Annotated in this window: 6 protein-coding genes; 3 read left to right on the top strand and 3 right to left on the bottom strand. The window is 65.0% G+C overall.

Features of this window, described 5'->3' with window-relative positions; all coding sequences use genetic code 11:
• Nucleotides 1-872: 872 nt before the first annotated feature.
• The 3 genes from rpsT to mutM all read right to left on the bottom strand — a co-directional run bounded on the left by rpsT (nt 873) and on the right by mutM (nt 3087).
• Nucleotides 873-1139: a 30S ribosomal protein S20 gene (gene rpsT / locus ShzoTeo12_RS17460; protein ID WP_119257402.1), complete on the bottom strand. Its 267-nt coding sequence runs from the start codon at nt 1137-1139 to the stop codon at nt 873-875.
• A 266-nt stretch (nt 1140-1405) separates the two neighbouring features.
• The gene (locus tag ShzoTeo12_RS17455) at nt 1406-2179 is read right to left on the bottom strand and encodes an enoyl-CoA hydratase (RefSeq protein ID WP_318910692.1); all 774 of its coding nucleotides are present in this window, start codon (nt 2177-2179) and stop codon (nt 1406-1408) included.
• A gap of 17 nt (nt 2180-2196) precedes the next feature.
• Entirely contained in the window at nt 2197-3087 is an 891-nt protein-coding gene (gene mutM / locus ShzoTeo12_RS17450; RefSeq protein WP_318910690.1) for a bifunctional DNA-formamidopyrimidine glycosylase/DNA-(apurinic or apyrimidinic site) lyase, read from the bottom strand.
• 175 nt (nt 3088-3262) lie between these two features.
• On the opposite strand from mutM, the gene ubiE reads away from it, so the two are divergent.
• From ubiE to ShzoTeo12_RS17435, 3 genes are read left to right on the top strand one after another with little or no spacing between them, the layout of a single operon-like run.
• Nucleotides 3263-4039: a bifunctional demethylmenaquinone methyltransferase/2-methoxy-6-polyprenyl-1,4-benzoquinol methylase UbiE gene (gene ubiE / locus ShzoTeo12_RS17445; RefSeq protein ID WP_318910689.1), complete on the top strand. Its 777-nt coding sequence runs from the start codon at nt 3263-3265 to the stop codon at nt 4037-4039.
• A 37-nt stretch (nt 4040-4076) separates the two neighbouring features.
• Nucleotides 4077-5651 carry a 2-polyprenylphenol 6-hydroxylase gene (gene ubiB / locus ShzoTeo12_RS17440; RefSeq protein WP_318910687.1) on the top strand — a complete coding sequence of 525 codons (1575 nt, stop codon included), beginning with the start codon at nt 4077-4079 and terminating at the stop codon, nt 5649-5651.
• A 46-nt stretch (nt 5652-5697) separates the two neighbouring features.
• Nucleotides 5698-6501, top strand: a complete 804-nt coding sequence (locus tag ShzoTeo12_RS17435; RefSeq protein ID WP_318910686.1) for an ion channel — start codon at nt 5698-5700, stop codon at nt 6499-6501.
• The last annotated feature ends 55 nt before the right edge of the window (nt 6502-6556 follow it).

Here is a 6556-nt window from a genome sequence, read left to right as displayed (position 1 = left end):
CTTGCCGCCTTTCATGCTCAATTCGCCACGTCGGCATTTCTGCCGGCGCCTTTCATGTTTGCCGTCCCCCGGCCGTGCCGAGCCATCGCCCGGTCCGGGATCTGGTGCCCCGATTGCACCGGCCCCCTGCTTCCGGCGCAATCCCTGTTTGCCAAACACAAATCGGTCCCATCCGATCCGGCGTCATGCCGGATCCGCAGTCCCGTCTGTGGCCGCGCCGCTCACTCCCTCGTAGAGCGCCGGCGGGCATGCCCCTCAATCATCCGGCCACTTTCGCGGCCTTCAACCGGCAAAACCGATAGTCGCAAAGACCTTTGCCAGCGCGCCGTGGGGCACCTGGGGCAAGCTCTGCCGATTGGATGATTTTACGAAGCGGAGCCGCTCCGTTACAGGGGACAAACAACCACCGCTGCCTCGTGAGACAGTCTTGTCGGCGATCATTCTAAGGCTATGTCCGCGCCCCCTGTGGAAAGCATTTAGGCAGGATCAGGCACCAAGATCAATCACGAATTTTACGCAAAATTAAGGGGCGGGCGTTGACTCGGGATGCCGTTTTTGACTCGGAATCGCCCCTTCGGGGGAGAATCCATTACGAATCAATGGCTTTGTTTTCGGGTGGCTTTCGGGCGGCTCCGAAAACGAAAAAAATAAAAATTCGCTTGACTCCAGAAGCTGTCAAACTCCCGCAACGAAAGGGCGAACGGCAGGGGACAACCTCCCGCAAATAACTGAATTTAAAGGATTTTTCTCGTCACTCTTTTGACACGATCGAGCCTTGCACGTTAACCATGGCCGGGCCAGAAAAGCAAAGAAAAAGCCCGGTGCAGGCACCGGGCTTTTACTAATATTGCATAGCTCTGTGGCGGGGCCGATCAGGCCGTCATCGCCTTCACGCGGCCGGCGAGGCGCGAAACCTTGCGGGAAGCCGTGTTGGAATGAAGCACGCCCTTGGTGGCGGCACGCATCAGTTCCGGCTGGGCGGCCTTGAGGGCGGCGGCTGCTACAGCCTGATCGCCCGCGGCGATCGCCTCTTCGACCTTGCGGATGAAGTTGCGGACGCGCGAACGGCGCGACTTGTTGACTGCGGTGCGCGCGGCGATCTTGCGGGTCGCCTTCTTAGCCGAGGTAGTATTGGCCATGTATGCCTCTCTTCAGAAATCTGACACAAACTCCACCCTCGCCGTGCCGGGTCACTGCGACCTGTCATCAAAGCAATTCGGGAGCAATATCGGAAAACCTTGGAGTGCGGCTTTCCAAACTGTGGGCGGCGTATAGCCGGAAACCGCGATGGCGTCAACGCGGATTCTGCAAGAAACGCCGCGCGAAGGCGTGTCGCGACCCTTTGGATCGGCCGGCCACGCCTTCGCGCTCCGATTCCCGCATGCCGCCCGGCGGCAGCGCCCGCCTAGCGATGGCGGAAGGCGGGCTTTCTCTTCTCGATGAAGGCCGTCATGCCTTCCTTCTGGTCCTCGGTGGCGAAGAGCGCGTGGAACAGCCGGCGCTCGGCGCGCATGCCCTCCGACAGCACCGTCTCGTAGGCGCGGTTCACCGCCTCCTTGGCCATGATGGCGGACGGGAGCGAGAAGCCGGCGATCTTCTCCGCCGCCGCCAGCGCCTCTTCCAGCAGTTTCTCCGGCGCCACCACGCGGGCGACGAGGCCGGAGCGCTCGGCCTCCGCCGCGTCCATCATGCGGCCGGTGAGGATGAGGTCCATCGCCTTCGATTTGCCGATCGCCCGCGTCAGGCGCTGGGTGCCGCCCATGCCGGGAATGACGCCGAGCGTGATCTCCGGCTGGCCGAACTTCGCCGTCTCGGACGCGATGATGAAATCGCACATCATGGCGACCTCGCAGCCGCCGCCGAGCGCAAAGCCGCTGACGGCCGCGATCATCGGCTTGCGGAAGGCGGCCACCTCGTCCCAGCCGGCGGCAAGGTCTTCCACCACCGCCTCGGCGAAGCCGTAGGGCTGCATCTCCTTGATGTCGGCCCCGGCGGCGAAGGCCTTTTCCGAGCCGGTGAGGACGACCGCGCCGATGCCGGCATCGGCCTCGAAGCCGGCGAGCACGGCCCTCAACTCGTCGAGAAGCTGGCGGTTCAGCGCGTTCAGCGCCTGCGGCCGGTTGAGCGTGATGAGGCCGACGCGGCCACGCGTCTCGACCAGCAGGGTTTCATGGGCCATGTTTGTCTCCTCTTCTATTACTTCTGGCAGACGGCGCAGTGGAAGGTCGACCGGCCGCTCTGCACGATGCGGCCGATTGTGCCCGTGCAGCCCGGCGTGCGGCAAGGCTCCTTCTCGCGGTCATAGACGGAAAAGGAGTGCTGGAAATAGCCGAGCGAGCCGTCGGCGCGGATATGGTCTCGCAAGGTCGAGCCGCCGGCCTCGATGGCGTCGGCGATGACCTGGCGGATCGCCTCGGTCAGCGCCACGAGTTCCTTCTTCGGCTTGCCGGCCGCCGTCACCAGCGTTCCGGCCAGCCGCTCGGGCGAAAGATGGGCGCGCCACAGCGCCTCGCAGACATAGATGTTGCCGAGGCCGGCAATGTTCTTCTGGTCGAGCAGCGCCGCCTTCAGCGGCGCCTGGCGGCCGCGGAATTTTGCCGCGATATAGTCGGCGTCGAGCGTGTTGCCGGTCGGCTCCTCGCCGAGATCGCGGAAGAAGGCGTGGGCGGCCAGATCCTCGCGGCGGGCGAGATCCATGAAGCCGAAGCGGCGCGGGTCGTTATAGACGACGCGGCGCTCGCCCTCCGCCGTCTCCAGATGGAAGACGACATGGTCGTGGCGCGTGTCCTTGCTCCGCGGCATGTGGAAGTCGCCGGGCGTCTCGGCCTCCGGCGCGCCCTCCACCCGGAACGAGCCGGACATGCCGAGATGGGCGATCACCACGTCGCCGCCCTCGATATCGATCAGCAGATATTTGGCACGGCGGCCGAGCGAGACGATGCGACGGCCCTCCAGCGCCTCGGAAAAGGCGGGCGGGAAGGGAAAGCGCAGGTCCGGGCGGCGCAGCTCGGCGCGGCGGATGCGCGATCCTTCCATGACGGGCGCGAGGCCGCGTTTGACCGTTTCCACTTCCGGCAGTTCCGGCATCCCGTTCTCCTTGAAGACGATTTAACCTTGAGCGCATTTGCCGCGGTCCGGCATTTCCCTCCCGGCCATCAATGTCCTATATACCCGGCGAAGCGTTCAGATAGCGCGGCCAAAGCCAATTCGCTATGGTCTTGCCAGCATTAAGGCTGCGACAGACCGGCCCATGGAGACGACGATGACCGAACAGCGCACATCCGCAGACGGCGGCATGGAAACCTCCTACGGCTTCCGCGAGGTGCGGGAAGGCGAGAAGCAGGCGCTCGTCAACGACGTGTTCCACAAGGTCGCCAAGCGCTACGACATCATGAACGACGTCATGTCCGCCGGCCTGCACCGGGCCTGGAAGGATGCGATGATCGCAAGCCTCAATCCGCGCAAGGACGCCTCCTACAGGTCGCTCGACGTTGCCGGCGGCACCGGCGACATCGCCTTCCGCATCGTGGAAGCATCCGACCGTCTTGCCCATTCGACCGTGCTCGACATCAACGGCTCCATGCTCGGCGTCGGCGCCGACCGGGCGGCGAAGAAGGGGCTTTCGGCCAATCTCGAATTCGTCGAAGCCAATGCCGAGGAATTGCCCTTCGATTCCGGCACCTTCGACGCCTATACGATCGCCTTCGGCATCCGCAACGTACCGCGCATCGATGTCGCGCTTTCGGAAGCCTATCGCGTGCTGAAGCGCGGCGGGCGGCTGCTCGTTCTGGAATTCTCCGAGGTGGAGATGCCGCTGCTCGACAAGGTCTATGACGCCTGGTCATTCAAGGCGATCCCGCAATTCGGCAAGATGATCACGGGCGACGCCGAACCCTATCAGTATCTCGTGGAATCGATCCGCAAGTTCCCCAACCAGGAGGACTTCGCGGCGATGATCCGCACGGCCGGCTTCTCGCGCGTTACCTACACCAACTATACCGGCGGCATCGCGGCGCTGCATTCGGGCTGGAAGCTGTGAGCATGGCCCTCTTCCCCACCAAGGACGGCCTTTCCGCATGAGCGTAGTCGGCGCCTATTTCCGCCTTGCCCGCGTGGGCTGGGTCCTCGTGCGCGAGGGCGTGGTCTCGGCGCTGCCGACCGAGGGCATGCCGACGCTTGCCCGCACCGCCCATGCCTTTGCCGGCCTCTTCGAGCGGCGCAAGGCCGCCAAGGGCGTGCGCGGCGACAACCTCGCCCGCGCTATCGAGCGCCTCGGCCCCTCCTATGTGAAGATGGGCCAGTTCCTGGCGACCCGTCCCGACGTCGTCGGCGCGGAGATCGCCGTCGAGCTTTCGGCCCTGCAGGACCGCATGGCGACCTTCCCGAAGGAAGCGGCTGTCGCGACGGTGGAAGGCTCGCTCGGCCGCTCGCTCAGCGATCTTTATGTGAGCTTCGGCGATCCCATCGCCGCCGCCTCCATCGCGCAGGTCCATCCCGCGACGGTGCGCGATGGCAGCGGGGAACGGCAGGTCGCGGTGAAGGTCATCCGCCCCGGCGTGCGCCAGCGCTTCGCCCATGACCTCGAAGCCATGTATGCGGCCTCGCACCTGCAGGAGAAGATCCTGCCCAACACGCGAAGGCTGAAGCCCGTCGAGGTGACGCGAACGCTGGAGCAGACGACCAAGGTCGAGATGGACCTCCGGCTGGAGGCAGCCGCGCTTTCCGAACTCGGCGAGAACACCAAGGACGATCCCGGCTTCCGCGTGCCGACGGTCGACTGGGAGCGCACCGGCCGCGACGTCGTCACCATGGAATGGATCGACGGCATCAAGATGTCCGACGTCGAGGGGCTGCGCGCCGCCGGCCACGACCTCGACAAGCTGGCGGACACGCTGATCCAGTCCTTCCTGCGCCACACGCTGCGCGACGGCTTCTTCCATGCCGACATGCACCAGGGCAACCTCTTCGTCGATCCGCAAGGCGTCATCGTCGCGGTCGACATGGGCATCGTCGGGCGGCTCGGCAAGAAGGAGCGCCGCTTCCTCGCCGAAATCCTCTACGGCTTCATCACGCGCGACTACCAGCGCGTCGCCGACGTGCATTTCGAGGCCGGCTATGTGCCTTCGCACCACGACACGGCGAGCTTCGCGCAGGCGATCCGCGCCATCGGCGAGCCGATCCACGGCCAGCCGGCCGAGACAATCTCGATGGCCAAGCTCCTGACGCTGCTCTTCGAGGTGACGGAACTCTTCGACATGGAGACCCGCACCGAGCTGGTCATGCTGCAGAAGACCATGGTGGTGGTGGAGGGCGTATCGCGCACGCTGAACCCGCGCTTCAACATGTGGAAGGCCTCCGAGGGGGTCGTGGGCGACTGGATCCGCGACAATCTCGGCCCCAAGCGCCTGCTGGCGGACCTGCGCGACGGTGCGCATGCCGCGCTCAGGCTGGCGGAGGCCGCACCGGAGATCGCCGCCAAGGCGGAGAAGTTCTCGCAGGACCTCACCGCCATGGCGGAAAAGGGCCTGCGCTTCGACGCGGAGACGGCGGAAGCCATCGGCCGCTCCGAGGCGCGGCACAGCCGCTCCGGCCGTCTCGCGCTCTGGGTGATCGCCGCCACGCTCGTCTATATCGCCTGGAAGCTGACCTGACCCGGCTCCGCTTGACCGGCGCCGGCCGGGCGCTAGTCTCTCCTCCATGACAGACGAGCCCCTGAGCGATGCCGAACCGCAACCCTTCATCGAAAGGCTGCGCCGGCAGTTGCGCGGGCTCTATTTCGGGCGCGACCGGGAGGCGATCCGCTTCCAGGTGGCGATGCTGCTGCTCGACATCGCCATCCTCGTCTTCTTCGTCGCCGGCCCCTATCTGCGCGCCGGCTCGACCTATGTCATCGTCGATTATCTCATCGCGGCGGTCATCGCCTTCGAGCTTGGCGCACGGGCGCTGATCGCGCCGAACCTGCGCTACTGGCTGCTGCGGCCGATGACCTGGGTGGACATCGTCATCCTCGGCACGCTGCTCGTTCCGAGCCACCTCCACAATTTCGCGTTCCTGCGCGTCCTGCGCATCTGGGCGATCAGCCAGAGCAAGCTGGTGACGCTGATGCTGTACCGCACGGGCAATGGCGACAAGGAGGACATCATCCAGGCCTGCGCCAATTTCCTCGTCTTCCTCTTCCTTGTCGCCGGCTTCGTCTACAGCAATTTCTTCTACGGCGCGGAGGGCTTCGCCGGCTTCGTCGATGCGCTCTATTTCACGGTGGCGACCGTCACCACCACGGGCTTCGGCGATATCGTGCTGCCCGGCACGCTCGGCAAGCTCACCGCCATCGTCACCATGATCATCGGCATCTCGCTCTTCGTGCGGCTCGCGCAGGCGATCGTCAGGCCCTACAAGGTGACCTTCCCCTGCCCGCAATGCGGCCTTTCCCGCCACGATGCGGACGCCGTGCACTGCAAGGCCTGCGGCCATGTGCTGAACATTCCCGACGAGGGGGCCTGAGCCGAAACGGCTTGGAAAAGCGCTTTCAAAGGGATAGGAGGATTTGACGGCCTTC

The organism is Shinella zoogloeoides (assembly GCF_033705735.1).
In the GTDB taxonomy this organism is placed as follows: Bacteria; Pseudomonadota; Alphaproteobacteria; order Rhizobiales; family Rhizobiaceae; genus Shinella; species Shinella zoogloeoides_A.
Note: the sequence above shows the minus strand (reverse complement) of the source record. Positions and strands in the feature narration are given on the sequence as shown.

What these genes read in the sequence shown, in the direction of transcription:
- rpsT (WP_119257402.1), bottom strand. Translation starts at nt 1,139, where the DNA reads ATGGCCAATACTACCTCGGCTAAGAAGGCGACCCGCAAGATCGCCGCG.
- ShzoTeo12_RS17455 (WP_318910692.1), bottom strand. Translation starts at nt 2,179, where the DNA reads ATGGCCCATGAAACCCTGCTGGTCGAGACGCGTGGCCGCGTCGGCCTC.
- mutM (WP_318910690.1), bottom strand. Translation starts at nt 3,087, where the DNA reads ATGCCGGAACTGCCGGAAGTGGAAACGGTCAAACGCGGCCTCGCGCCC.
- ubiE (WP_318910689.1), top strand. Translation starts at nt 3,263, where the DNA reads ATGACCGAACAGCGCACATCCGCAGACGGCGGCATGGAAACCTCCTAC.
- ubiB (WP_318910687.1), top strand. Translation starts at nt 4,077, where the DNA reads ATGAGCGTAGTCGGCGCCTATTTCCGCCTTGCCCGCGTGGGCTGGGTC.
- ShzoTeo12_RS17435 (WP_318910686.1), top strand. Translation starts at nt 5,698, where the DNA reads ATGACAGACGAGCCCCTGAGCGATGCCGAACCGCAACCCTTCATCGAA.